Origin of the sequence: Streptomyces sp. NPDC001502 (assembly GCF_042894785.1) — a bacterium.
In the GTDB taxonomy this organism is placed as follows: domain Bacteria; phylum Actinomycetota; class Actinomycetes; order Streptomycetales; family Streptomycetaceae; genus Streptomyces; species Streptomyces kutzneri.
The window spans coordinates 1-24,061 of the sequence record NZ_JBIAVW010000046.1; the positions used below are offsets into that span (position 1 = coordinate 1).

Annotated in this window: 24 protein-coding genes; 19 read left to right on the forward strand and 5 right to left on the reverse strand. The window is 72.3% G+C overall.

Annotation, left to right across the window (positions count from 1 at the left end; genetic code table 11):
• Window positions 1-223: 223 nt before the first annotated feature.
• Window positions 224-505, reverse strand: coding sequence for an Lrp/AsnC family transcriptional regulator (locus ACFY0D_RS39755; protein WP_030013053.1), 282 nt, complete (start codon window positions 503-505; stop codon window positions 224-226).
• Window positions 502-1,236, reverse strand: coding sequence for a rhomboid family intramembrane serine protease (locus ACFY0D_RS39760; RefSeq protein ID WP_390802737.1), 735 nt, complete (start codon window positions 1,234-1,236; stop codon window positions 502-504). Before ACFY0D_RS39760 ends, ACFY0D_RS39755 begins: the two co-directional genes overlap by 4 nt.
• A 124-nt stretch (window positions 1,237-1,360) precedes the next feature.
• Here ACFY0D_RS39760 and ACFY0D_RS39765 point away from each other — a divergent pair, with 124 nt between their 5' ends.
• From ACFY0D_RS39765 to ACFY0D_RS39795, 7 genes are all read left to right on the forward strand, one after another.
• Window positions 1,361-1,600: a hypothetical protein gene (locus ACFY0D_RS39765; protein WP_008738811.1), complete on the forward strand. Its 240-nt coding sequence runs from the start codon at window positions 1,361-1,363 to the stop codon at window positions 1,598-1,600.
• Between the two features lie 40 nt (window positions 1,601-1,640).
• Window positions 1,641-3,005, forward strand: a complete 1,365-nt coding sequence (locus ACFY0D_RS39770) for an NYN domain-containing protein (protein WP_351156311.1) — start codon at window positions 1,641-1,643, stop codon at window positions 3,003-3,005.
• 253 nt (window positions 3,006-3,258) lie between these two features.
• Window positions 3,259-4,287, forward strand: a complete 1,029-nt coding sequence (locus tag ACFY0D_RS39775; protein WP_390802738.1) for an NlpC/P60 family protein — start codon at window positions 3,259-3,261, stop codon at window positions 4,285-4,287.
• A gap of 245 nt (window positions 4,288-4,532) precedes the next feature.
• Entirely contained in the window at window positions 4,533-5,588 is a 1,056-nt protein-coding gene (locus ACFY0D_RS39780) for an NlpC/P60 family protein (RefSeq protein ID WP_390802739.1), read from the forward strand.
• Window positions 5,589-5,660: 72 nt separating this feature from the next.
• Window positions 5,661-6,776, forward strand: a complete 1,116-nt coding sequence (locus ACFY0D_RS39785) for a hypothetical protein (protein ID WP_390802740.1) — start codon at window positions 5,661-5,663, stop codon at window positions 6,774-6,776.
• A 23-nt stretch (window positions 6,777-6,799) separates the two neighbouring features.
• Window positions 6,800-7,942, forward strand: coding sequence for a glycosyltransferase family 4 protein (locus ACFY0D_RS39790; protein WP_390802741.1), 1,143 nt, complete (start codon window positions 6,800-6,802; stop codon window positions 7,940-7,942).
• Window positions 7,943-8,197: 255 nt separating this feature from the next.
• Window positions 8,198-9,814: a GMC oxidoreductase gene (locus ACFY0D_RS39795; protein ID WP_390802742.1), complete on the forward strand. Its 1,617-nt coding sequence runs from the start codon at window positions 8,198-8,200 to the stop codon at window positions 9,812-9,814.
• An 18-nt stretch (window positions 9,815-9,832) separates the two neighbouring features.
• Here ACFY0D_RS39795 and ACFY0D_RS39800 read toward each other — a convergent pair whose 3' ends face one another.
• On the reverse strand, window positions 9,833-11,629 hold the full coding sequence (locus ACFY0D_RS39800; protein WP_390802743.1) for an AMP-dependent synthetase/ligase: 1,797 nt from the start codon (window positions 11,627-11,629) through the stop codon (window positions 9,833-9,835).
• Window positions 11,630-11,884: 255 nt separating this feature from the next.
• On the opposite strand from ACFY0D_RS39800, the gene ACFY0D_RS39805 reads away from it, so the two are divergent.
• The 6 genes from ACFY0D_RS39805 (at window position 11,885) to ACFY0D_RS39830 (ending at window position 16,873) form a co-directional block, all read left to right on the forward strand.
• Window positions 11,885-12,700 carry a metallophosphoesterase gene (locus ACFY0D_RS39805; protein ID WP_301374749.1) on the forward strand — a complete coding sequence of 272 codons (816 nt, stop codon included), beginning with the start codon at window positions 11,885-11,887 and terminating at the stop codon, window positions 12,698-12,700.
• 164 nt (window positions 12,701-12,864) lie between these two features.
• Window positions 12,865-13,305, forward strand: coding sequence for an SRPBCC family protein (locus tag ACFY0D_RS39810; RefSeq protein WP_390802744.1), 441 nt, complete (start codon window positions 12,865-12,867; stop codon window positions 13,303-13,305).
• 32 nt (window positions 13,306-13,337) lie between these two features.
• On the forward strand, window positions 13,338-14,495 hold the full coding sequence (locus ACFY0D_RS39815; protein WP_390802745.1) for an ArsA family ATPase: 1,158 nt from the start codon (window positions 13,338-13,340) through the stop codon (window positions 14,493-14,495).
• A gap of 78 nt (window positions 14,496-14,573) precedes the next feature.
• A complete protein-coding gene (locus ACFY0D_RS39820) occupies window positions 14,574-15,038 on the forward strand; it encodes a DUF5304 domain-containing protein (protein WP_390802746.1) in 465 nt (154 codons plus the stop codon).
• Between the two features lie 61 nt (window positions 15,039-15,099).
• Window positions 15,100-16,041 carry an ROK family glucokinase gene (locus ACFY0D_RS39825; RefSeq protein WP_266390714.1) on the forward strand — a complete coding sequence of 314 codons (942 nt, stop codon included), beginning with the start codon at window positions 15,100-15,102 and terminating at the stop codon, window positions 16,039-16,041.
• A gap of 82 nt (window positions 16,042-16,123) precedes the next feature.
• A complete protein-coding gene (locus ACFY0D_RS39830) occupies window positions 16,124-16,873 on the forward strand; it encodes an endonuclease/exonuclease/phosphatase family protein (protein ID WP_390802747.1) in 750 nt (249 codons plus the stop codon).
• A 152-nt stretch (window positions 16,874-17,025) separates the two neighbouring features.
• On the opposite strand, the gene ACFY0D_RS39835 is transcribed toward ACFY0D_RS39830, so the two are convergent.
• Window positions 17,026-17,631, reverse strand: coding sequence for a hypothetical protein (locus ACFY0D_RS39835; RefSeq protein WP_390802748.1), 606 nt, complete (start codon window positions 17,629-17,631; stop codon window positions 17,026-17,028).
• Complete coding sequence (locus tag ACFY0D_RS39840) at window positions 17,624-18,403, reverse strand: alpha/beta hydrolase (protein ID WP_390802749.1); 780 nt, start codon at window positions 18,401-18,403, stop codon at window positions 17,624-17,626. Before ACFY0D_RS39840 ends, ACFY0D_RS39835 begins: the two co-directional genes overlap by 8 nt.
• A gap of 170 nt (window positions 18,404-18,573) precedes the next feature.
• On the opposite strand from ACFY0D_RS39840, the gene ACFY0D_RS39845 reads away from it, so the two are divergent.
• From ACFY0D_RS39845 to ACFY0D_RS39870, 6 genes are all read left to right on the forward strand, one after another.
• Window positions 18,574-19,305: a lysophospholipid acyltransferase family protein gene (locus ACFY0D_RS39845; protein ID WP_351156306.1), complete on the forward strand. Its 732-nt coding sequence runs from the start codon at window positions 18,574-18,576 to the stop codon at window positions 19,303-19,305.
• A 38-nt stretch (window positions 19,306-19,343) separates the two neighbouring features.
• Window positions 19,344-20,561: a MacS family sensor histidine kinase gene (gene macS / locus ACFY0D_RS39850; RefSeq protein ID WP_314254748.1), complete on the forward strand. Its 1,218-nt coding sequence runs from the start codon at window positions 19,344-19,346 to the stop codon at window positions 20,559-20,561.
• The gene (locus tag ACFY0D_RS39855) at window positions 20,558-21,265 is read left to right on the forward strand and encodes a response regulator transcription factor (RefSeq protein ID WP_167745553.1); all 708 of its coding nucleotides are present in this window, start codon (window positions 20,558-20,560) and stop codon (window positions 21,263-21,265) included. Before macS ends, ACFY0D_RS39855 begins: the two co-directional genes overlap by 4 nt.
• 166 nt (window positions 21,266-21,431) lie before the next feature.
• Complete coding sequence (locus tag ACFY0D_RS39860; RefSeq protein WP_390802752.1) at window positions 21,432-22,460, forward strand: 6-phosphofructokinase; 1,029 nt, start codon at window positions 21,432-21,434, stop codon at window positions 22,458-22,460.
• Between the two features lie 66 nt (window positions 22,461-22,526).
• Window positions 22,527-23,522, forward strand: coding sequence for a 2-hydroxyacid dehydrogenase (locus tag ACFY0D_RS39865; RefSeq protein ID WP_390802750.1), 996 nt, complete (start codon window positions 22,527-22,529; stop codon window positions 23,520-23,522).
• 75 nt (window positions 23,523-23,597) lie between these two features.
• The gene (locus ACFY0D_RS39870) at window positions 23,598-23,918 is read left to right on the forward strand and encodes a hypothetical protein (RefSeq protein ID WP_390802751.1); all 321 of its coding nucleotides are present in this window, start codon (window positions 23,598-23,600) and stop codon (window positions 23,916-23,918) included.
• Window positions 23,919-24,061 lie beyond the last annotated feature (143 nt).

The following is a 24,061-nucleotide window of genomic DNA, read 5'->3' on the forward strand; positions in this document are numbered from 1 at the left end:
GCATCTTCAGCCCCGCCGGCGTTTGAGGCGCGGGTCCGGGCAGCGCCCGGCGTGGATCCGGCCGCGCCGTACACCGCCGAGCCGCCCGCAGGGCAACGGCGGGTCCGGCCCGCGCCCGGCAGACGGCCCGCGCCCGGCAGCCGGCAGGGCAGTGGTGGATCCGGCCGCGCAGCCGAGGGGCAGGGCGCGGCCCGGGGCCGTACCGCAGACCGCGCCGGAGGCGTTACGCGTCGAGGCCGATCGCGAACGCCGCCTCCAGGTCGTGCTGCGAGTACGTGCGGAAGGCCACGTGGGTGTCCGTCGCCTCGACGCCCGGGATCTTGCTGATGCGGCCGGGGATGATGTCCGCCAGGTTCTCGTGACGGGCCACGCGGACCAGCGCGATCAGGTCGTACGTCCCCGTGACGGAGTAGACCTCACTGACGTTTTCGAGGGCGGCGATGGACTCGGCGATCTCGGGGATCCGGTCCACGCTGGTCTTGATGAGCACGATCGCGGTGATCACGGCTGGCTGTCTCCCTCGGTGGCCGTCGCTGGTCGTCTCACTCTAGTCGTACCCCGATAGCGGGCCCACGCGTAGAAGAACCCGAGCGAGAAGCCCACCAGATGGGCCAGATAGGCGACCCCCGGCCCGCTGCCGGCCCGCTGCGCGGCCACCCACTGGAGGGCGAACCAGAACAGCAGCACGATCCACGCCGGGAACCGCAGCGGCAGGAAGAAGAGGAACGGGAACAGGCTCGTCACCCTCGCGCGCGGGAGCAGGAAGAGGAAGGCGCCCAGTACGGCCGAGATGGCTCCGGAGGCCCCGACCAGTGTCTGCGGGGAGCCCGCGTTGGCCGCCGCGTACGCCGCCATCGCCAGGTACCCCGTACAGAGGTAGAAGACGAGGAACGCCGGGCGGCCCATCCGTTCCTCCGCCATCGCGCCGAAAACGTACAGAAACAGCATGTTCCCGAGCAGATGCAGCCAGCTGCCGTGGACGAACAGCGCGGTCAGCGGGGTCAGCCAGGCGCGGGGGCTGCCCGTGAAGAGCTCGTCCGGGACCACGCCCCAGCGCCGGAAGTAGGCCGTCCCGGCGGACAGCAGCTCTTCCCCCGTCCCGTAGGCAGGGTTGAGTCCCGAGGCCGGGCCGAGTACGAACACCACGGCGCAGCCCGCGATCAGCGCATGGGTGACCACCGGTCCCCGGGCGGCCTCGCGAACGGCCCGCCACCTTACGATCATGTGACAGAGCATGACGCAAGGGGACCCACCTGAAGCGGTGGCAGGCCGTAGGGTTACGAGCTGCGGTCCGCAGGACGACGCATACGGCGGCGCGGGCGGCTTTAATTGAATCAGCTACGAAGGAGAGAGCGGCCTGATGACGGTTCCCCTGCCGACGGACACCACCCGGTGGCGCTGCACCCTGTGCGGCAATCTCACGCGCTTCGACGTGACGCGTTCGTCGAAGGTCGTGGAGTACGTCCACCTGGACCTCGCCGGGGAGCCCAAGGTCGAGGAGCGCGAGGTGGTCAATGAGACCATCGAGTCGGTCCGCTGCCGCTGGTGCAACGCGGTGGACCAGATCGAGCTCGTGGACAGGCCGGGCGCGGACTCCTGACGGAGGCGCACCCACAGGAAGATCACGGTAGGGGTGACGGATTGTGGAGCCAGCAAGCGGCGCTGAGCCGGCCGACGCGGCCGGCGACGCCGCCGAGGCGCTCGACCACCCGCTGCCGGAAGGCGTGCGGCGCCGGGTCGTCGCGCTCGTCTCGGACGCCTTCGGCGGACTGACGGTCGCGGACCTCCCGGCGCAGCTGCGCCAGTACGCCCGGTTCACCCCGACCCGGCGCGCCAAGTTCGCGGGGAACGCCATGGCCGCGGCGGTCGAGACCGACGCCGTGTTCCGGAGCAGGGTCGCCGAGAAGCTGCGCGAGGCGCAGGCCGACCTGGCCGCCGCGCTGGAGGCCGGCGCGCCCCCGGCCGCCGCGGATCCGCTGGACGTGGCGGCCGCCGCCTTCATCCTGCGGCCGGCCGGCTGGGTCAAGCTGGTGGCCGCCGCGGGCGAGGAGGCGCAGCGCGCCGACGCCGAGCGGGTCGGCGAGGAGACCCGGCGTGAGCTGGAGCGGCTGCGCGAGGAGCTGGCCCACGCACGGGAGCTGCAGCGCACGGGCGGGGAGCAGGTCCGGGTCGAACTGGACGCGGCCCGCAAGGAAGCGGAATCGCTTCAGCGGAAGCTGCGCAGCGCCCTCAGCGACGTCAAGCGGGGCGACGCGGCCCTGCGCAAGGTGAATGCGGAGATCGACGGGATCCGCGGCGACGCGGCCGCCCGGGTGGCCGCCGCAGAGAGCGAGACCCGGCGGCTCAAGGCGCGTCTCGCGGAGGTGGAGACGGCGCTGGAGACCTCGCGCCGCGCCACCCGTGAGGGGCGCAGCATCGAGGACATGCGGCTGCGGCTGCTGCTGGACACCGTGCTGGACGCGGCCCAGGGGCTCCGCCGGGAGCTGGCCCTGCCGCCCGTGTCGACGCGGCCGGCCGACACCGTGGATGCGGTGGAGCCGGGCCGGATGACGCCGAAGGACATCGCGGCGCGGGCCCTCTCGGAGACCGATCCGGCGTTGCTGGACCAGTTGTTGGCGCTGCCTCAGGCCCATCTGGTGGTCGACGGTTACAACGTGACCAAGACGGGCTATCCGACGATGCCGCTGGAGAAGCAGCGGCTGCGGCTGCTGGGCGGGTTGTCGATGCTGGCCGCGCAGACGGGCGCGGAGATGACCTGTGTCTTCGACGGGGCGGAACTGGCGGCCCCGGTGCTGCTCGCGCCGCCGCGCGGGGTGCGGGTGCTGTTCTCCAAGGCCGGGGTGACGGCGGACGAGCTGATCCGCCAGTTGGTGCGTGCGGAACCGCCCGGCCGGCCGGTGGTCGTGGTCTCCACGGACCGGGAGGTCGCCGACGGGGTGGCCAAGGCGGGTGCCCGGCCCGTGACGTCCGCTTTGTTGCTGAAGCGGCTTTCGCGCGTTTCGTAACTCCTCACCCCAATGCCCGAATTGATGGGACTCGCGGGGGACGCACCGTCAAGTGCCCTGCACAGAGCGTGCGCTGTAGGTAAAGAACCTGGTCGGAGGGCGAGTTTTTTCCCGACAGGATTTGAACTGATCACAGATGGGTCACTAGGGTCTGCTCAAACCTTCGTGCGGTAGATCACTCATTCGGGGTGGCAGCGAAGGTGCTGCCGAGTTGCGTTCTTCGGCGGCTCCCAGGAAGAAGGAGCTCGCCTTCGTGGCGTCCCACCGTCGACCCAAGCAGCCGAACCGCGCTCGTGTGACCGTCCTCACCTCGGTCGCGGCCGCAGCCGTCGCCCTCACCGCGCAGAGCGCCTCCGCCGCGCCGGCGAAGCCGAGCAAGGACGAGGTCAAGAGCCAGGTCGACGCGCTCTACGAAGAGGCGGAGCAGGCCACCGAGAAGTTCAACGGGGCCAAGGAGCGCCAGGACAAGCTGGAGAAGGAGATAGGCCAGCTCCAGGACCAGGTCGCGCGCGGTCAGGGTGAGCTCAACGACCTTCGCAGCACGCTCGGTTCGATGGCCAGCGCCCAGTACCGCAGCGGCGGCATCGATCCCTCTCTCGCGCTCCTCCTCTCCGAGGACCCCGACAGCTACCTCGACAAGGCCTCCTCCCTGGAGCACCTGAGTGCCAAGCAGGTCGAGGGAGTCCAGCGGATCCAGGACAAGCAGCGCACCCTCGCGCAGCAGCGCCAGGAGGCCGCCGGCAAGCTCGCCGACCTCGACGCCACCCGCAAGGAGCTCGGCGAGAAGAAGAAGGTCTCCACCGAGAAGCTCGCCGCGGCCCAGGCCCTCCTCAACACCCTGACCGCGCAGGAGCGCGCGGCGATCAAGGACGAGGACACGCGCGCCAGCCGCGCCGACGGCCAGCGCGTCGACCTCGGCAACGTCAAGGCCTCCGGCCGCGCCGGAGCCGCCCTCGAAGCCGCCAAGACGAAGCTGGGCTTCACCTACCAGTCAGGCGGCACGGGCCCCACGGTCTACGACTGCTCCGGGCTGACGCAGTGGGCCTACAAGCAGGCCGGCGTCAACATCAGCCGCGTCACCTTCACCCAGGTGAACGACGGCACCCGCATCAGCCGCAGCCAGCTCCAGCCCGGTGACCTGGTCTTCTTCTACGACGACCTGCACCACGTCGGCCTCTACGCCGGCAACAACATGACGCTGCACGCCTCGAACCCGCGCAGCGGCATCAAGTACGAGTCCATGGACAACATGCCGTTCCAGTTCGGCGTCCGGATCGGCTGATCCGCTCCGCCCCGCGGTCCGGGACGCGCCGTACACCGCCCATCCGGGCGAATTCCACGGCCTCCCTCTGACCTCACGCCCCGCCGGTGACCTGCGTCTCCTGCGGGGCGTCGGCATGTGCGCCCGCCGACGGTCGTTGGCCGGTGTGTGGTCGCGCCGCTACTGTCTGCCAGCGCGGAACCCGGCACACGGCCGTCCACGGGGGGCGGACCCGGGCCACGCACAGCGGAAGGGAGCGGTTTCACGTGGCGTCCCATCGCCGGGCCGGGCTCGGCAGCCTCGACCGGAACACGAAGGTCACCGTCCTCACCGCCGCCGCGGCCACCGCCGCGGTCGCCATGACGGGCGTACCCGCGATCGCGGCCCCAGGCCTCCCGTACGAACCCGGAGGCGGGGCGAGAACCGGCATCAGCGCTCAGGTCGACCGCCTCTTCGAGGAGGCCGAGCAGGCCACCGAGCGCTTCAACGAGGCCGGGGAGAAGGCCGACCGGCTCCGCATCGAGGTCAACCGGGCCCAGGACGCGGTGGCCCGCGGCCAGGAGCGCATCAACACCATGCGGGGCGTCCTCGGCACCTTCGCCGGGGCCCAGTACCGCGGCGGCGGCATCGACCCCGCCGTCGGGCTGATGCTGGCCGAGAACCCCGACGCCTACCTGGAGCGGGCCGCCGCCCTCGACCGGCTGACCGGCCGCCAGGCCCGGCAGCTCGACGAACTCCGCGAGGAGCAGCGCGAACTCGGCCAGGAGCGCCAGGAGGCCTCCCGCAAACTCGCCGAACTCGACGCCCTGCGCTCCGACGTGGCCCGGCACAAGCGCTCCGTCACCGCGAAGCTCGCGGCCGCCCGGCGACTGCTCAACGCCATGCCCTCCGGGGAGCGGGCCGACTACGAACGCGCCTCGCGCTCCGGAGGCCGCCCCGAGGGGCTGCCCGAGCTGTCCTCCCTCGGCCCCTCCTCCGGACGCGCCGAGACCGCCGTGATGGCGGCCCGGGCCGCGGTGGGACGGCCGTACGTGTGGGGCTCCACCGGCCCCAGCGGCTTCGACTGCTCCGGGCTGATGGTCTGGTCGTACCGGCAGGCCGGCGTCTCGCTGCCGCGCACCTCGCAGGCCCAGCGGCACGCCGGCCGGCAGGTGCCGCTGTCGCAGGCCCGGCCGGGCGACCTGGTGACCTACCGCTCGGACGCCAGCCACGTCGGCATGTACGTCGGCAACGGCCAGGTGGTGCACGCCCCGTACCCCGGGGCCCGGGTCCGCTACGACCCCGTCGGGATGATGCCCGTCTCCTCGGTGACCCGGCCCTAGGGGTGTCTTGCCGGTCGAGCCCGGCCTGATCGGCAGGACACCCCCTGGCGCAGCCGTGCGTACGATCGTCGGATGCCCCCCGTCCGCCGGCCCCTCGTACGCGTGCTGCCGCTCCTGCTGAGCGCGCTGCTCGCCGGCTGCGGCGCGCCCGCCGCGCGGGACGGCGCCGAGCGGGACATCCGGGAGGCCGTCGCCGACTGGTCGCGGACGCCGCCCGCGCAGCTCGCCGGGATCCCGCTGGAGGGATGGGCGTACGAGGTCTCCGCGGTCCGGCGGGACGGCGCCGGGGCCACCGCCCGGGCGGAGCTGCGCTACCGGCTGAGCGGCTACGACGCGGCCGCGGCCGGGTCGGCGCGCGAGGTGCGCCTGACCCGGGACGGCGGGCGGTGGCACGTCACAGGGGACCGGGCCGCGCCGGGCGCGCTGCCGCAGCTGTGGGACCAGGGCCCGGTGGAGGTGGTCCGCGGGGCGCACGCCCTGGTGCTGGGCGTCGGACAGGACGCCGGGACGCTGTCCGCGATCGCGGCGGAGGCCGACCGGGCGGTGCCCGCGGCGAGCGCCGCCTGGCCGGGCCCCTGGGCGGGCCGGCCCGTGGTGCTGGTGCCCGGATCCCTGGAGCGGATGGCGGAGCTGCTGGGCCGCCCCGCCGCCGAGTACCGGGGCATGGGCGCCGTCACGACGGGCCGGGTGGGCGCGGCCCCCGCCCCGGCCGACCGGGTCGTCGTGAATCCGCAGGGGTGGGCCGAGCTCAGCCCGGCGGGCCGCGGGGTCATCCTGACCCACGAGGTCACCCATGTGGCCACCCGGGCGGCGACCACGGCCACCACCCCGCTGTGGCTCTCCGAGGGCTTCGCGGACTGGGCCGCCTACCGCGGCACTCCGGCCACCCCCGAGCAGGCCGCCCCGGCGCTGGCCAGGGCCGTACGGCGGGGCGGGGTGCCGGGCGGGCTGCCCCGGTCGGAGGACTTCGCGTTCGGCGGCGACCCGGAGGCCCTGGCCCGGGCGTACGAGGGAGCCTGGCTGGCCTGCCGGCTGATCGCGGGGCGATGGGGCGAGGCGGCGCTCGTGGACCTGTACGGGAGGGCGGGGCGCGATCCGTGGCCGGTGGCGGTGCGGGGCGCCCTCGGAGTGGACCCGGACGCGTTGACGAAGGACTGGCAGGAGGCCCTGCGGGCGGAGTTCCGCTGAGGGCGTCCGGTACGTTGGCAGCGATGCACAAGACGCTGATCGTGACCAACGACTTCCCGCCGCGACCGGGCGGCATCCAGGCCTTCCTGCACAACATGGCACTACGGCTGGATCCCGACCGGATCGTCGTCTACGCCTCCACCTGGAAGCACAGCGCGGAGGGCCGCGAGGCCACCGCGGCCTTCGACGCGGAGCAGCCGTTCCAGGTCGTCCGCGACCGTACGACGATGCTGCTGCCGACCCCGCGCGTGACGCGGCGGGCGGTGGGTCTGCTGCGCGAACACGGCTGCGAGTCGGTGTGGTTCGGGGCGGCGGCCCCGCTCGGGCTGATGGGCCCCGCGCTGCGGCGGGCGGGTGCGCGGCGGATCGTGGCGACCACCCACGGGCACGAGGCGGGCTGGGCGCAGCTGCCGGCCGCGCGGCAGTTGCTGCGCCGGATCGGCGAGGGCACCGACACGCTGACCTACCTGGGGGAGTACACGCGTTCGCGGATCGCCTCGGCGGTGACGGACCGGGCGGCGGCCCGGATGGTGCAACTCCCGCCGGGGGTGGACGAGAAGACCTTCCACCCGGGATCGGGCGGGGCGGAGGTCCGGGCCCGGCTCGGGCTGACGGACCGGCCGGTGGTCGTCTGCGTCTCCCGGCTGGTGCCGCGCAAGGGGCAGGACACGCTGATCGAGGCGATGCCGCGGATCCTGGCGGCGGTGCCGGACGCGGTACTGCTGATCGTGGGCGGCGGGCCCTACGAGGCGGACCTGCGGGAGCTGGCCGTCTCCACCGGGGTCTCGGACTCCGTCGTCTTCACCGGAGCCGTCCCGTGGTCGGAACTCGCGGCCCACTACGGCGCGGGTGACGTCTTCGCCATGCCGTGCCGGACCCGCCGGGGCGGGCTGGACGTGGAGGGGCTCGGCATCGTCTACCTGGAGGCCTCGGCCACGGGCCTGCCGGTGATCGCGGGCGACTCGGGCGGGGCGCCGGACGCGGTGCTGGACGGTGAGACGGGCTGGGTCGTGCGGGGCGGATCCCCGGAGGAGGCGGCGGACCGGATCGTCACCCTGCTGAAGGATCCGGAACTGCGCGCGCGGATGGGCGCCGCCGGCCGTGCGTGGGTCGAAGACCGCTGGCGCTGGGACCTCCTCGCGGAACGCCTGCGCGAGCTCCTGTAGCCGGGGCTCCGCCCCGGACCCCGCGCCTCGAACTCCCCCGGCTACCGCTGGGAGGTGCCCCCTGGCGAGGCTGGATCGTGCCGGCGCCGGCTGACAATTTCAGCCCCTCCGGCGTTTGAGGAGCGAGGGTTCCGGGGGCTGGCCCCCGGCAGCGGAGTCGCAGGCGCCGGGCCGCGCAGCCACGTCTGACTGTCTCTCAGATACCTGTCAAGACGGCGTCTGGCCGGAAGGCCGGATTCCGCCCATGATGCGGCCATGACATCCAACTTGACGCGCCGTCAACTAATGGGACTCGGCGCCCTCTCGACCGCCGCCGCGCTCGGCTTCACCCGGATCGGGGCGGCCTCCGCCGCGGCCGTGGAGCCCGCCGCCGCCCAGTACGCCCCCGCCATCGTCGTCGGCTCCGGCTACGGATCCGCCGTCGCCGCCCTGCGGCTCGGCCAGGCGGGCGTGCGTACCGTCGTGCTGGAGATGGGCCGGCTCTGGGACACCCCCGGCGCCGACGGCAAGGTCTTCCCCTCCACCTCCGCGCCCGACCAGCGCTCCATGTGGTTCCGCAACCGCACCGAGGCCCCGCTCGCCCAGTTCCTCTGGCTCGACGTGGTCAACCGCGACATCAGCCCCTACCCCGGCGTCCTCGACCGCGTGAACTACGGCGACATGTCCGTGTACGTCGGCCGGGGCGTCGGCGGCGGATCGCTCGTCAACGGCGGCATGGCCCCGACACCCAGGCGCTCGTACTTCACCGAAGTGCTGCCCCAGGTCGACGCCGACGAGATGTACGGCACCTACTACCCCCGCGCCCGCGCCATGCTCGGGGTGAACGACATCGACCCGGCCTGGTTCGAATCCACCGAGTGGTACCGCTTCGCCCGGATCTCCCGCAAGCACGCCCAGAACACCGGCCTGAAGACCGTCTTCGTCCCCAACGTCTACGACTTCGAGTACATGAAGCGCGAGGCCGCCGGCACCGCCCCCCGCTCGGCCCTGGCCGGCGAGGTCATCTACGGCAACAACCACGGCAAGAAGAGCGTCGACAAGACCTACCTCGCCGCCGCCATCGGCACCGGCAACGTCACCATCGAGACCATGCAGCGCGTGGTCGGCGTACGGCCCGACCCGGCCGGAGGATACGTCCTGACCGTACGGACCAGCGATGTCACCGGACGGGTCACCCAGGTCCGCGAACTCGGCTGCAAACAGCTCTTCCTCGGCGCCGGGAGCCTGGGGACCACCGAGATCCTGCTGCGGGCCCGCGAGAGGGGGACACTGCCCGCGCTCAGCGACAAGGTAGGACTCGGCTGGGGCCACAACGGCAACGTCATGACCGCCCGCGCCAACCACCTGTGGGACACGGTCGGCTGCAACCAGGCCACCATGCCCGCGATGGGCATCGACGACTGGGACAACGCCTCGAACCCGGTCTTCGCCGAGATCGCCCCGCTCCCCATGGGCATCGAGCACTGGATCTCGATGTACCTGGCCATCACCAAGAACCGGGAGCGCGGGCACTTCACCTACGACGCCGCCACCGACTCGGCCCGGCTCAACTGGCGGCGGGAGCAGAACACTCCCTCGGTCAACGCGGCGAAGAACCTCTTCGACCGCATCAACCGGCGGAACTTCACGATGTACCGGTACGACCTCTTCGGCGACAACAAGGCCTTCGCCGACAACTTCACCTACCACCCGCTCGGCGGCTGCGTCCTCGGGGACGCCACCGACCTGTACGGGCGGGCCAAGGGCTACCAGGGGCTGTACGTGGTCGACAGCTCCCTGATCCCCGGATCGCTCGGCGTGAACCCGTTCGTGACCATCACCGCCCTCGCGGAACGGAACATGGCCCGGATCCTCGCCGAGGACCCCCGCTAGCCGCGGACCGGCCCCGGACTAGCCGCGGTACAGCGCCTCGATCTCGTCCGCGAAGTCCTTGGCCACCACGTTGCGCTTCAGCTTCAGCGACGGCGTGATGTGACCCGACTCCTCCGTGAACTGGGAGGGAAGAATGCGGAATTTCCGCACCGATTCCGCCTTGGAAACCGCCGCGTTGCCGTCATCCACGGCCTTCTGGACGGCGGCGATCAGCTCCGCGTCCTCGCGCAGCTCCGCCGCCGTCACACCGGCCGGCTTGCCGTTCTCCGCAGCCCACCGGCCGAGGAACTCCTCGTCGATGGTGACCAGCGCCGCCACGAAGGGCCGCGCGTCGCCCACCACCATGCACTCCGCGACCAGCGCGTGCGCACGGATCCGGTCCTCGATGACGGCCGGCGCGACGTTCTTGCCGCCCGCCGTGACGATGAGTTCCTTCTTGCGGCCGGTGATCGCGAGGTAGCCGTCCTCGTCGAGGGTGCCGACGTCGCCGGTGTGGAACCAGCCGTCGGTCAGCGCCTCGGCGGTCGCCGTCTCGTTCTTCCAGTACTCCTTGAAGATGTGCTCGCCGTGCAGCAGCACCTCGCCGTCGTCCGCGATGCGCACCACGGAGCCGGGCAGCGGCTGGCCGACCGTACCGATCTTCGTCTTGTCCCACGGGTTGAAGGCCGTGGCCGCACAGGACTCGGTGAGGCCGTAGCCCTCCAGCACCGTGAAGCCGATACCGCGGAAGAAGTGGCCCAGCCGCTCGCCCAGCGGGGCGCCGCCGGAGATCGCGTACTCGCCGCGCCCGCCGAGGACCGTGTGCAGCTTGCTGTAGACCAGCTTGGAGAACAGCTTGTGCTTCAGGCGCAGCCCGAAGGACGGGCCGCCCGGAAGGTCCAGCGCGCGGCTGTAGGCGATCGCCGTGTCCGCCGCGGCGTCGAAGATCTTGCCCTTGCCGTCGGCCTGGGCCTTGGCGCGGGCCGAGTTGTAGACCTTCTCGAAGACGCGCGGGACACCCAGGATCAGCGTGGGCCGGAAGGACTGGAGCTCGTCCGTCAGGTTCTTGATGTCCGGTACGCAGCCCAGGCGGATCGGCGCGAGCACGGCCGCCACCTCCACCAGACGCCCGAAGACGTGCGCGGCCGGGAGGAAGAGCAGGACCGAGCAGTCGCCGGTACGGAAGAGCGGGCTGAGGCGCTCCACCACGTTGCCGCACTCGGCGAAGAAGTTGCGGTGGGTCAGCACACAGCCCTTGGGGCGGCCGGTGGTGCCCGAGGTGTACACGATGGTGGCCGGGTCGTCGGCGTTGGCGAGGCTGCTGCGCTCCTCGACCTCGGCGTCGGAGATCTCCGCGCCGGCGGCCTTCAGCGCCTCCAGCGCGCCCTGCTCGATCTCCCAGACCTCGCGCAGCTCCGGCAGCCGGTCGCGCAGCGAGGCCACGGCCGCGCTGTGCGCCGGGCTCTCCGCGACGACGGCGACGGCGCCGGAGTCGCCGAGGATCCACTGGACCTGCTCGGGGGAGCTGGTCTCGTACACGGGGACGGTGACGCCGCCCGCGCTCCAGATCGCGAAGTCGAACAGCACCCACTCGTAGCGGGTGCGGGAGATGAGGGCGACCCGGTCGCCGGGCCGGATGCCGGCCGCGATGAGGCCCTTGGCCGTGGCCCGGACCTCGGCGAGGAACTCCGTCGCGGTCACGTCCTGCCACCGGCCGTCGACCTTGCGGCTCATGACGGCGGTGTCTGGATGCTGAGCGGCGTTGCGGCGGATGAGATCCGTCAGGTTCCCGTCCGACGGGACCTCGTACAGGGCCGGAAGGCTGAACTCGCGCAAGACTGCTGCTCCTCTGGGCGCCATCGCCACCATGTGGACCGACCGGACGTTACCCACCGGTAGTGGGTTCCCGATAGGGGGAACCGGCCAGATGTTCCGTGCGTCACATTCTGCACTTACCCTGCCTAGCCCTCACGTGCCGACAGTAGTCGACCCCACTTGCGACTCGGAAGTAACCGCAGGTCCGGCCGCCTCTCCCACCCCCTCTACCCGCCGCCACCAGGCAGCTCTAGGGTTGGCGGCATGGCTGGCAGCATGCGGGGAGAGCAGTTCGGCACGAGCGGATCAGGCCGTGGGCCGGGCCGCACCCGGGTCCACGTCGTGAGCGACGTGCACGGCAACACCGAGGCCCTCGCCCGCGCGGGCGACGGCGCCGACGCCCTCATCTGCCTCGGCGACCTCGTGCTCTTCCTCGACTACGCCGACCACTCGCGCGGGATCTTCCCCGACCTGTTCGGCGTCGAGAACGCCGACCGGATCGTCGAGCTGCGCACCGCGCGCCGCTTCGAGGAGGCCCACGCCTTCGGGCGGCAGCTCTGGGCCGGCCTGGACCGGGACACCCTCATCGAGGGCGCCGTACGCCGCCAGTACGCGCAGATGTTCGCCGCCTTCCCCACCCCCACGTACGCCACCTACGGCAACGTCGACGTCCCGGGCCTGTGGCCCGAGTACGCCGACCGCCACGGCCTCACCGTGCTCGACGGCCAGCGCGTGGAGATCGGCGGCCGCGTCTTCGGCTTCGTCGGCGGCGGACTGCCCTCCCCGATGCGCACCCCCTACGAGGTGGACCCGGAGGAGTACGCCGCCAAGGTCGAGGCCCTCGGCGAGGTGGACGTCCTCTGCTCGCACATCCCGCCGGAAGTGCCCGAGCTCTGCTACGACACCGTCGCCCGCCGCTTCGAACGCGGCAGCGAGGCCCTGCTCGCCGCGATCCGCCGCACCCGCCCCCGCTACGCCCTCTTCGGACACGTCCACCAGCCGCTCGCCCGGCGGATGCGCATCGGGAACACCGAGTGCGTGAACGTGGGCCACTTCGCGGCCACCGGCCGGCCCTGGGTCCTGGAATGGTAGAGATCGAGCCGCTTCACGGCGGGCTCCCGCAGGGTGCGGGAGGCGCTGGAGTGGCGACGTCCACACGCGCGGTAGCCTTCACGCGGCGGCCCCCGGGCCGCACACATCCTCGAACTCCCCCAGCTGCCGCTGGGAGGTACCCCCAGCCCGGAGGAGCGACCGCGATGGCGGAACACACCAGCTCAAGCATCACGATCGAGGCTGCGCCCACCGACGTGATGGCCGTGATCGCCGACTTCGCCCGTTACCCCGAGTGGACCGGCGAGGTGAAGGAGGCCGAGGTGCTGGCCACCGACGCCCAGGGGCGCGCCGAGAAGGTCCGCCTGCTGCTCGACGCGGGCGCGATCAAGGACGACCACACCCTCGCCTACGCCTGGAAGGGCACCGACGAGGTCAGCTGGACCCTGGACAAGTCCCAGATGCTGCGCCAGCTGGACGGCTCCTACCGGCTGACCCCCATCGACGGCGGCAAGCGCACCGAGGTCACCTACCAGCTGACCGTCGACGTCAAGATCCCCATGCTCGGCATGATCAAGCGCAAGGCCGAGAAGGTCATCATCGACCGGGCGCTCGCGGGCCTGAAGAAGCGCGTCGAAACCGTCTGATCCCGCTTCCCGCACACCGGAGCACCCGCACCATGCACACCTTGCTGATCACCGGCCCCGGCGGGGCCGGGCGGACCACCGTGGCGGCGGCCACCGCCCTCGCCGCGGCCCGCCACGGGCGGCGGGTGCTGCTGCTCTCCGGAGACATCGGCGACCCGCTCACCGCCCTGGTCGGCGACCCGGCCGCACCCGGGCTGCGGGTCGCCCGGGTGGACTCCGGCGAGGAGTTCCGCGAAGAACTCGTCGCCCTCCAGCAGCGCGGATCCGCCCTGCTCGGCATGGTCGGGGCCCGGCCACTGGGCGCCGAGGAGATCACCGAACTGCCCGGCGCCGAGCAGTTCGCCCTGCTCCGGGCCCTGCGGCGGGCCGCCGCCGCGCCCGGCACCGACCTCGTCGTCGTCGACATGCCACCGCTCCACCAGACCGTGGCCACCCTCGCCCTGCCCGCCCAGCTGCGCCGCTACCTCGCCCGGCTGCTGCCCGCCGAGCGGCAGGCCGCCCGCGCCCTGCGCCCCGTACTGGCCCAGCTGGCCGGCGTACCCATGCCCGCGCAGTGGCTCTACGAGACCGCCGCCCGCTGGGACGAGGAGCTGGCCGCCGTCCAGGCCGTCGTCGAGGCCGACACCACCGAGCTGCGGCTGGTCGCCGAGCCCGGCCCGGCCGCCGCCGACGCGCTGCGCCTCGGCCGGCTCGGACTCGCCCTCCAGCAGCTGCCCCTCTCCGCCGTCGTCGCCAACCGCACCGTGCCGACGGAATCCGCCGACCCCTGGCTCGCCGGGCTCGCCGTCCAGCAGCAGAAGTACGCCGCGGAGTGGGCCGAGGAGCTCCCGGTGGTCGCCCTCGCCCACCTGGGCCGCGACCCGCGCGGCCCGCAGGACCTGGAGCGGCTCGCCGGCACCGACGGGCTCGTACCCGAGGCACCCGCGCCCCGCCGGGCCTGGGCCGTCGAGGACCGGCTCGCCGAGGACGGGGTGCTCGTCTGGGTGGTACCGCTGCCCGGCGCGCGCAAGAGCGAACTCGACCTCGTCCGCCGCGGCGACGAACTGCTGCTCACCGCCGGCCCCCACCGCAGGATCGTTCCGCTCCCGGCGGCGCTGCGCCGCTGCACCGTCTCCGGCGCCGCCCTCGCCGACGGAGAGCTCCGCATCCGCTTCACCCCCGACCCGGGACTGTGGCCGCGCACGCAATGAACCGCGTACCCCCGTTCGGGTACCGTCGAAGGTAGTCCGTACCGCACGTCCAGCAGCCGCCGCAGGAGAGAGTCCGCCATGAGCGAGGCCACCGACCGCCCCACCGACGACGACGCCTGGGCCAGGGCCTGCGCCGAGGACCTCGCCGCCGAGAAGGAGCGCCTGCGCGGACAGGAGCAGGCCGCGGCCGGCGGCACCGGCACCGCCGCCGAGGAGCTGTTCAAGCTGTTCGAAGCCGTCGCCGACAAGGTCTCCGGGCTGAACAACCCGCTGTTCGGCGTGGCCGCGCAGGGTGCGGTGCGCCAGATCGTCGACCAGGCCAAGACCGCCGCCAAGCCCGTCATCGAGCGCAACCCGGACGTCTTCGACCACCTCGCGGCCGCCGGCTCCGAACTGCTCGCCGCCTACCGCTCGGCCGTCGAGGGCCACGAGCGCCGCTGGACGCGGGGCGAACCCCCGGCTCCCCGGCAGGCGTCCCACGACCGCGACCCGCGGGACGGCGGCCCCGACGACGGCCCCTCCGAGCGGATCGATCTCGACTGATCCCCCGGAAGCCTCGGGTACCGTTGGCCGTGGCGGGGTTTGACCGGAAACCGAGGGACTAATGGGACTCACCATCGGCGTCGACATCGGCGGCACGAAGATCGCGGCCGGCGTGGTCGACGAAGAGGGCACGATCCTTGAGACGTACAAGGTGCCCACCCCGCCGACCGCGGACGGAGTGACGGAGGCCATCTGCGCCGCCGTCTCCGAGGTCAGCAGCAACCACACCATCGAGGCCGTCGGCATCGGCGCCGCCGGATACGTGGACGACAAGCGCGCGACCGTACTCTTCGCGCCCAACATCAACTGGCGGCACGAGCCGCTGAAGGACAAGGTCGAGCAGCGCATCGGCCTGCCCGTCGTCGTCGAGAACGACGCGAACTGCGCGGCCTGGGGCGAGTACCGCTTCGGCGCCGGCCAGGGCCACGACGACGTCATCTGCATCACGCTCGGCACCGGCCTGGGCGGCGGCATCATCATCGGCAACAAGCTGCGGCGCGGACGCTTCGGCGTCGCCGCCGAGTTCGGGCACATCCGGGTCGTCCCGGACGGCCTGCTGTGCGGCTGCGGCAGCCAGGGCTGCTGGGAGCAGTACGCCTCCGGGCGCGCCCTCGTCCGGTACGCGAAGCAGCGCGCCAACGCCACCCCCGAGAACGCGGTGATCCTGCTCGCGCTCGGCGACGGCACCCCCGAGGGCATCGAGGGCAAGCACATCAGCGAGGCCGCCCGGCAGGGCGACCTGGTGGCCATCGACGCCTTCCGCGAACTGGCCCGCTGGGCCGGCGCGGGACTGGCCGACCTGGCCTCGCTGTTCGACCCGTCCGCCTTCATCGTCGGCGGCGGGGTCTCGGACGAGGGCGACCTCGTCCTCGACCCGATCCGCAAGTCCTTCAAGCGCTGGCTGGTCGGCGGCGCCTGGCGCCCGCACGCGCAGGTCCTCGCCGCGCAGCTGGGCGGCAAGGCCGGGCTCGTCGGCGCGGCCGACCTGGCCCGCCAGGGCTGAGACTTTTTCGCCCTTTATTTCCACGCGTACCGCCCGCCGCGCCCCTTGGGGGAGCGGCGGGCGGCTGCGTATCTTGCGGGGCATGGACCAGCTGCCGAAGTCCCGTACGGAGCCCGACGGTTCTGCCGTGATCCGGGTACTCAGCTACAACATCCGCTCGCTGCGCGACGACGAGGAGGCGCTGGCCCGGGTCATCCGGGCGTGCGAGCCCGACCTCGTCCTCGTGCAGGAGGCCCCCCGGTTCTTCCGGTGGCGCAAACACGCGGCGCGGCTCGCCGCCAAGTGCGACCTGGTGGTGCTGGGCGGCGGCGCCACGGCGGCCGGGCCGCTGCTGCTGTGCTCACTGCGGGTCTTCGTGGAGCGGACCGAGGACGTCCTGCTGCCGCGCACCCCCGGCCTGCACCGCAGGGGCTTCGCCACGGCGGTGATCCGGGTCGGGGGCGTGCGGGTGGGGCTGGCCTCCCTGCACCTCTCGCTGCAGGCGGCGGAGCGCCGGGCCCACGCGGAGCTGCTGCTGGACCGGCTGGCCGCCATGGACGTGCCGTACGCGATCGCCGCGGGCGACCTGAACGAGGGCCCGGACGGGCCGGCGTACGGGCGGCTGGCCGCCGAGCTCCAGGACTGCCGGGCGGTGGCCCCGTGGGGCGGCGGACCGACCTTCCCGGCGTCGGCGCCGGACCGCCGGATCGACGCCGTGTTCGCCACGAAGGGGGTGGAGGTGCTGGCCTGCGGTGTCCCGGAGGGGCTGGCGGGAGTCTCGACCACGGACCTGCGGTCGGCGACGGACCACCTGCCGGTGCTTGCGGCCCTCCGTTTGGCAGCCGCGCCGTAGCCGGGGGCGCTGCCCCCGGACCCCCGCGCCTCAATCGCCGGCGGGGCTGTATTTGGCTGATGCGATTTCAGCCCCGCCAGGGGGCACCTCCCAGCGGTAGCCGGGGGAGTTTGAGGCGCGGGGTCCGGGGCGGAGCCCCGGGAAGGGGTGGGTCAGACGACCGCGCCGCGGCCCGGGTCGTCGTCGTCATCCTCGTCGTGCTGCATGCGTGCGACCAGCGTGGCGAAGCCGCCCAGGAAGCCGCCGATGCCCAGTGTCGTCAGCCACCAGGTCATCTCCCACTGCAGGAGCACCGCGAGCAGCAGCAGGACCGGGCCGCCGACGACCGCCAGCCACGCGAACTTCGACGTCGTGTCCGCCGGCGGGAGCTCCGGCTCCGGGGGGACGAAATGGCCCTCGTCCGCCGGAGTCAGGTCGTCGTCCTTCGGCTCCGCCGGCGAGTGGTCCCGGGGACCCGACATGCCCACGCCCGGGGCGAAGACCACGGAGCTGCCCAGCACCGCCGGAGGACCCGTTTCCGCGTCCGGCTTCGGGTCCGGCTTCGGGTCCGACTTGGGATCGGCCTTCGGATCCGGTCCGGACTCCGCGGGCAGCGGCTTGACGTCCTCCTCCGGCAGGAGGAGGTTCTCGATCGGTCTGAACGGCCGGGCCCCCGGCGGGTCCGGCGGCTCCTGCCCGTACCCGGCGACGATCGCCGCCCACGCAGCTTCCTCGTCCAGCGGCGGAACCCCGCCCGACTGCTCCTCGTGCTCAGCCACCGGCCTCCGCCCCCTCCCTGCCCACGCTCTCCGCCAGTCGGCCGATGAACGCATAGCTGTCCGCGAAGATCCGCTCCGCGTCATGGTCCAACGTCGCGACGTGGTAGCTCTGTTCCAGCAGGGTCTCGGTGACGTCCGTCGAGGAGACCCGGGCCAGCACCCGCGCGGAGTCGACGGGCGGTACGACATGGTCCTGCGGGCTGTGCAGCAGCAGCATCGGCTGCGTCACCTGCGGCAGCTCCGCGTCCACGAGCTGCAGGAACTTCTTCAGCGAGTGCGCGGCCCGGGTCGGGACCCGGTCGTAGCCGACCTCCTCCGAGCCCGGCTTCGCGATGTCGCTGGCGATGCCCGGCGTCGACCGGATGAGGTGCTTGGTCACCGGCAGGGTCACGGCCAGCGGGTCGTGCACCTTGTTGGCCGGGTTGACGAGCACGATGCCGCTGATGGCGTCCCCGTGCTTGGCCGCCAGCCGCAGGGTCAGCGCCCCGCCCATCGAGAGCCCGAAGACGAACACCTGCTCGCACCGGTCCAGCAGTTCCCGCAGGGCGCGGTCGACCTCGGCGTACCAGTCCTGCCAGCCCGTGAGCTGCATGTCCTGCCAGCGCGTCCCGTGTCCGGGCAGCAGTGGAAGCGACACCGTGAGGCCCTGCCCGGCGAGATACTCGGCCCAGGGGCGCAGGGACTGCGGGGAACCGGTGAAGCCGTGGCAGAGGAGGACGCCGACCTCTCCGCCCTCGTGGCGGAACGGCTCGGCTCCAGGGAGGACGGGCACCAGGGTCTCCTTGATCATGATGTACGTCGGGTGGGTGCGTTGCTCTGTGTGACTTCACCGTACGCGACCGGGGTGGCACCGGCCAGGGTCGTCGGGCCCCTGCCGGTGTAGGCACGGGATATGGTCTGTTCGACAGACACAGGAAGGCTTTCGAGTTGATCTACGGCGCAATGAAGTTCTCCATCGGCGGTTCACTGAAACTCGCTTTCAGGCCGTGGGTGGAGGGCCTCGAGAACATTCCCGCGGAGGGGCCGGCGATCCTCGCGAGCAACCACCTGTCCTTCTCCGACTCCTTCTTCCTCCCGGCGGTGCTGGACCGGAAGGTCACCTTCATCGCGAAGGCGGAGTACTTCACCTCCCCGGGGGTCAAGGGCAAGCTGACGGCCGCCTTCTTCAAGGGCGTCGGCCAGCTCCCGGTGGACCGCTCCGGCGCCCGCGGGGCCGGCGAGGCCGCGATCCAGAGCGGCATCCAGGTCATCGAGCGCGGAGAGCTGTTCGGTATCTACCCCGAGGGCACGCGTTCACCCGACGGACGCCTCTACCGCGGCAAGCCCGGCGGTCTGGCCCGCGTGGCCCTGGCCACCGGTGCGCCCGTGATCCCCGTCGCGATGATCGACACGGAGAAGATCCAGCCGCCCGGCAAGGTGGTCCCCAAGCTGATGCGCCCGGGGATCCGGATCGGCAAGCCGCTGGACTTCAGCCGCTACCACGGCATGGACAACGACCGCTTCATCCTCCGCTCGGTGACCGACGAGGTCATGTACGAGATCATGAAGCTCTCCGGCCAGGAGTACGTCGACATCTACGCGACGGCGGCCAAGCGCCAGATCGCCGATGCCGAGAAGGCCGAGAAGGCTGCCAAGGCGGAGAAGGCCGAGAAGGCCGACGGCACGTCGGAGTAGCTGCGCGTGGGCGATGCCGCCCGCGAGGGGTGGGGGAGATGGCGAAACGCGAACGCGTCGTACGCATGTCGGTCGAGCAGCCGCTCTGGCGTGCCCTGACCGCGTACCGGCTGCTGACCATGGTCTACGCGGCGCTGCTGTTCGCCGCCGCGCACAAGGAGTTCCCGCGCCCCGGGGTCGCGGTCGGCTACCTCGCCTTCCTCGCCGTCTGGACCCTCGCCACCTCCCGCAAGGTGGCCAACGCCGCCAGCTGCACCAAGGGCTTCCTCGTCGCCGACCTCACCGTCGCGATCGTGGGCATCGTGCTCACACCGGTCGCCGACACCCAGGCGCGGATCGCCGCGGGCGGCAGCACCCTCCCCACCATCTGGACGGCGGGCGCGGTCCTCGCCTTCGCCATCAAGGGCGGCTGGCGCTGGGCCTGCTTCGCCTCCACCTTCGTGGCCGCCGCCAACCTCGCCATCCACACCGGCCAGCCCACCCGGGACACCCTGCACAACGTCCTGCTCGTCTGGGTCGCCTCCGTGGCCATCGGGTACGTGGTCGAGGTCGCCCGGGCCAGTGAGAACACCCTCGCCCGCGCCCTGGAGATCGAGGCCGCCACCCGCGAGCGCGAGCGCCTCGCCCGCGACATCCACGACGGGGTCCTCCAGGTCCTCGCCATGGTCCAGCGGCGCGGCAGCGAGCTGGGCGGCGAGGCCGAGGAGCTCGGCCGGATGGCGGGGGAACAGGAGGTGGCGCTGCGCACGCTGGTCTCCAGCGGGCTGGTCCAGCCCTCCCGGGTCTCCCGCGACGAGTCGCGCGGCGCGCTGGTGGACACGTACGAGGTCGACGAGCCGGGCGCCGAGGACGGCGAGCTGGACCTGCGGACGCTCCTCGCCCCGCACGCCGGGTCCCGCGTGAGCTTCGCCGAGCCCGGCACCCCGGTGCCGCTGCCGGTGCCCGCCGCGAAGGAACTGGCCGCGGCGGTCGGCGCCGCCCTGGACAACGTGCGCAAGCACGCCGGAGAAGGGGCGCGGGCCTGGATCCTCGTCGAGGACTGGGGCGACGAGGTGATCGTGACCGTTCGCGACGACGGCCCCGGCATCCCTGCGGGCCGGCTCGACCAGGCGGCGGGCGAGGGCCGGATGGGGGTGGCCCTGTCCATCCGCGGCAGGCTGCGCGATCTCGGCGGCAGCGCCGATCTGGTGTCCGTTCCCGGACAGGGCACCGAAGTGGAACTGAAGGTACCCAGGGGGAGGACGGACAAGAGATGAGCGAGCGCACCGACGTGAACGACCCGAACAGGCCGAACGAGCTGCACGACATAAGGGTGATGGTCGTCGACGACCACCCGATGTGGCGGGACGCGGTCGCCCGCGACCTGGCCGCCGCGGGCTTCGACGTCGTCGCCACCGCCGGTGACGGCCCCGAGGCGGTCCGCCGGGCCCATGCCGTCACGCCCGACGTGCTGGTCCTCGACCTCAACCTGCCGGGCATGCCGGGCGTGCAGGTCTGCAAGGAACTGGTCGGCGCCAACCCGGCCCTGCGGGTCCTGGTCCTGTCGGCCAGCGGCGAGCACGCGGACGTCCTGGAAGCGGTGAAGTCCGGCGCGACCGGCTACCTGCTGAAGTCCGCCGGCGCCCAGGAGCTGATCGACGCCGTCCGCCGCACCGCGGCCGGCGACCCGGTCTTCACCCCGGGCCTGGCCGGGCTGGTGCTCGGCGAGTACCGGCGCCTGGCCACCGATCCGCTGCCGGCCACCTCCGACGAGCCGAAGGCCCCGCAACTGACCGACCGCGAGACCGAGGTACTGCGGCTCGTGGCCAAGGGGCTGTCGTACAAGCAGATCGCCGAGCGTCTGGTCATCTCCCACCGCACCGTGCAGAACCACGTCCAGAACACCCTGGGCAAGCTGCAGTTGCACAACCGGGTGGAGCTCGTCAGGTACGCCATCGAACGCGGCCTCGACGACGCGTAGTACCCGCCCGGGGGACGTCCGCACCGCACGTCGATCGTACTTACGTCCTCGTACGAGTGAACGGGCGTACGCAACGCCTCACGATTCAACCGGAATTGACCTCTCCAGGCCCCTTGCTGTGACCTGTGTCACCACTAGCGTGACCGTCATGGCGATTGGAGATTCCATGAAGGTCGGAGTGCTGACCGGCGGCGGCGACTGCCCCGGGCTCAACGCGGTGATCAGGGCGGTCGTCCGCAAGGGCGAGCAGGAGTACGGCTGCGGGTTCGTCGGGTTCAAGGACGGCTGGCGGGGCGCGATCGAGGGACGGACCGTCCCCCTCGACATCCCCGCCGTCCGCGGCATCCTGCCCCGCGGCGGCACCATCCTCGGCTCCTCGCGCACCAATCCGTTCAAGACGGAGAACGGCGTGCGCGACATCAAGGACAACCTCGCGAAGTACGAGGTGGACGCACTCATCGCGATCGGCGGCGAGGACACCCTCGGGGTCGCGGCCCGGCTGTACGAGGAGTACGGCATCCCCTGCGTCGGCGTGCCCAAGACCATCGACAACGACCTGTCCGCCACCGACTACACCTTCGGCTTCGACACCGCCGTCGGCATCGCGACCGAGGCCATCGACCGGCTGCACACCACGGCCGAGTCCCACATGCGGGTCCTGGTCGTCGAGGTCATGGGCCGGCACGCCGGCTGGATCGCCCTGCACTCGGGGCTCGCGGGCGGCGCCAACGTCATCCTCATCCCGGAGCAGCGCTTCGACATGGACGAGGTCTGCGCCTGGGTGACCTCCCGGTTCAAGGCGAGCTACGCGCCGATCGTGGTGGTCGCGGAGGGCGCGATGCCCAAGGACGGGGAGATGGTGCTGAAGGACGGCACCCTGGACTCCTTCGGTCATGTCCGGCTCTCGGGCGTGGGCGAGTGGCTGGCCAAGGAGATCGAGGCGCGGACCGGCAAGGAGGCCCGCACGACGGTGCTCGGGCACATCCAGCGGGGCGGCACGCCGAGCGCCTTCGACCGGTGGCTCGCGACCCGGTTCGGGCTGCACGCGATCGACGCGGTGCGCGACAGGGACTTCGGGAAGATGGTCGCGCTCAAGGGGACGGACATCGTCCGGGTGTCGATCTCGGAGGCGACGTCGAAGCTGAAGACCGTGGATCCCGCGCTCTACAAGGAGGCCGGGGTCTTCTTCGGCTGAGCGGCGACCCGCCACCATGGGCCGTATGGTGACAAACGGCCCATGGTTCGAGGTGCGGGAGCAAGCGTGGAGATCCTGGCATTCGGTGTGACCGCCGACGAGAAGCCGCTCCTGGAGCAGGCCTTCGCAGGAGCGCACGAGGTCCGCTGCCTCGAAGTCTTCCTCGACGAGGACACCGCGCCGATCGCCGCCGGGTACGAGATCGTCTCCTCCAGCGTCAACGCCGACCTGAGCGGCCGGGTGCTGCGCATGCTGGCGGCGGGCGGGACGAAGATGATCGCCCAGCGGTCCACCGGCTTCAACAACATCGACCTGGACGAGGCCCGGCGCCTGGGCCTGACGATCAGCCGGGTCTCCGCCTACTCGCCCTACTCGGTGGCCGAGTTCGCCTGGGCCCTCGCGATGGCCGTCAACCGGCGCATCGTCCGGGCCTCGATCCGGACCCGGGACTTCGACTTCCGGCTGAACGGGCTGATGGGCCACGACTTCCACGGCCGCACGGCCGGTGTGCTCGGCACCGGAAAGATCGGCGAGGCGTTCACCCGGATCGCGCACGGCTTCGGCATGCGCCTGCTGGGCTGGGACGCGGTGCAGAACCCGGCCTGCCTCGAACTCGGCATGACGTACGTGGACAAGGACGAGCTGCTCGCCTCCTCGGACCTGATCAGCCTGCACGTGCCGCTGCTGGAGTCCACCCGGCGCATCCTCGACGCGGCGGCGCTGCGCCGGATGCGGGACGACGCGATCCTGGTGAACTCCAGCCGCGGCGGCCTGATCGACACCGACGCACTGGTCGACGAGCTCCGGGCGGGCCGCTTCACGGGCGTCGGCCTGGACGTCTACGAGGCGGAGGCCGGCGTCTTCTTCCTGGACAAGTCGCTGGAGACCGTCGCGGACGACACCCTGGCCCGCCTCGTCACCTTCCCGCACGTCGTGGTGACCTCCCACCAGGCCTACTACACGAGGGACGCGGTGGACCAGATCATCGGCACGACCGTCTCCAACGTGGCCGACTACCTGGCCGGTCGCCGCTCCGAGAACACTCTGGTCCCGCCGGCGTAGGACACGCCCCCAGATTTCCGGCTGCGTTCACCCCCCGTCCACGACGCGGCGCGGGAGCGGGCCTATGTTCGCACCGTGCAGATACCTGACTGGATCCGGTGGATCTTCTTCGCCTTCGCCGCCGTACAGCTGCTGTGCGTCTACCGCGCCGCGCAGCTGGCGCGCCGGGCCGAGCCCGGCCGGCGGACGGATCCGTGGCTGGAGGCGGCCGACCACGCCATGGGCGTGGTGCTGTCCATCGGGCTGGCGCTCGGCGCGGTCTCCGTCCTGGTGTTCGGGGCCCCGGTGCTGCTGGCGATCCTGTCGTGGCAGGGGATCCGGTCCGCCCTCGCCCGCCGCGCGGCGGGGACCGCCCCCACGCCCGGCGCGGGAGCCGCCCCGGGCGGGGAAGCCTGAAGCCCAGGGAGTGTCTTGCCGGTCAGGGCGGGCTCGCGGTGGCCGGTGCCGCGCCTCGCCGCGTTGTCCTCGGCCGGCGACGCTCCGCGTCGCCTCCCTCGTCCGCCTCGCGATCCTTCCCCTCGGCCCTGGCGGGCCTGGGG

Bases quoted from the DNA above. Each gene is read 5' to 3' on its own strand.
- ACFY0D_RS39790 (WP_390802741.1), top strand. From the start codon at position 6,800: ATGCACAAGACGCTGATCGTGACCAACGACTTCCCGCCGCGACCGGGC.
- ACFY0D_RS39815 (WP_390802745.1), top strand. From the start codon at position 13,338: ATGCACACCTTGCTGATCACCGGCCCCGGCGGGGCCGGGCGGACCACC.
- ACFY0D_RS39845 (WP_351156306.1), top strand. From the start codon at position 18,574: ATGAAGTTCTCCATCGGCGGTTCACTGAAACTCGCTTTCAGGCCGTGG.
- ACFY0D_RS39805 (WP_301374749.1), top strand. From the start codon at position 11,885: ATGCGGGGAGAGCAGTTCGGCACGAGCGGATCAGGCCGTGGGCCGGGC.
- ACFY0D_RS39855 (WP_167745553.1), top strand. From the start codon at position 20,558: ATGAGCGAGCGCACCGACGTGAACGACCCGAACAGGCCGAACGAGCTG.
- ACFY0D_RS39825 (WP_266390714.1), top strand. From the start codon at position 15,100: ATGGGACTCACCATCGGCGTCGACATCGGCGGCACGAAGATCGCGGCC.
- ACFY0D_RS39795 (WP_390802742.1), top strand. From the start codon at position 8,198: ATGACATCCAACTTGACGCGCCGTCAACTAATGGGACTCGGCGCCCTC.
- macS (WP_314254748.1), top strand. From the start codon at position 19,344: ATGGCGAAACGCGAACGCGTCGTACGCATGTCGGTCGAGCAGCCGCTC.
- ACFY0D_RS39785 (WP_390802740.1), top strand. From the start codon at position 5,661: ATGCCCCCCGTCCGCCGGCCCCTCGTACGCGTGCTGCCGCTCCTGCTG.
- ACFY0D_RS39820 (WP_390802746.1), top strand. From the start codon at position 14,574: ATGAGCGAGGCCACCGACCGCCCCACCGACGACGACGCCTGGGCCAGG.
- ACFY0D_RS39810 (WP_390802744.1), top strand. From the start codon at position 12,865: ATGGCGGAACACACCAGCTCAAGCATCACGATCGAGGCTGCGCCCACC.
- ACFY0D_RS39765 (WP_008738811.1), top strand. From the start codon at position 1,361: ATGACGGTTCCCCTGCCGACGGACACCACCCGGTGGCGCTGCACCCTG.
- ACFY0D_RS39830 (WP_390802747.1), top strand. From the start codon at position 16,124: ATGGACCAGCTGCCGAAGTCCCGTACGGAGCCCGACGGTTCTGCCGTG.
- ACFY0D_RS39760 (WP_390802737.1), bottom strand. From the start codon at position 1,236: ATGCTCTGTCACATGATCGTAAGGTGGCGGGCCGTTCGCGAGGCCGCC.
- ACFY0D_RS39860 (WP_390802752.1), top strand. From the start codon at position 21,432: ATGAAGGTCGGAGTGCTGACCGGCGGCGGCGACTGCCCCGGGCTCAAC.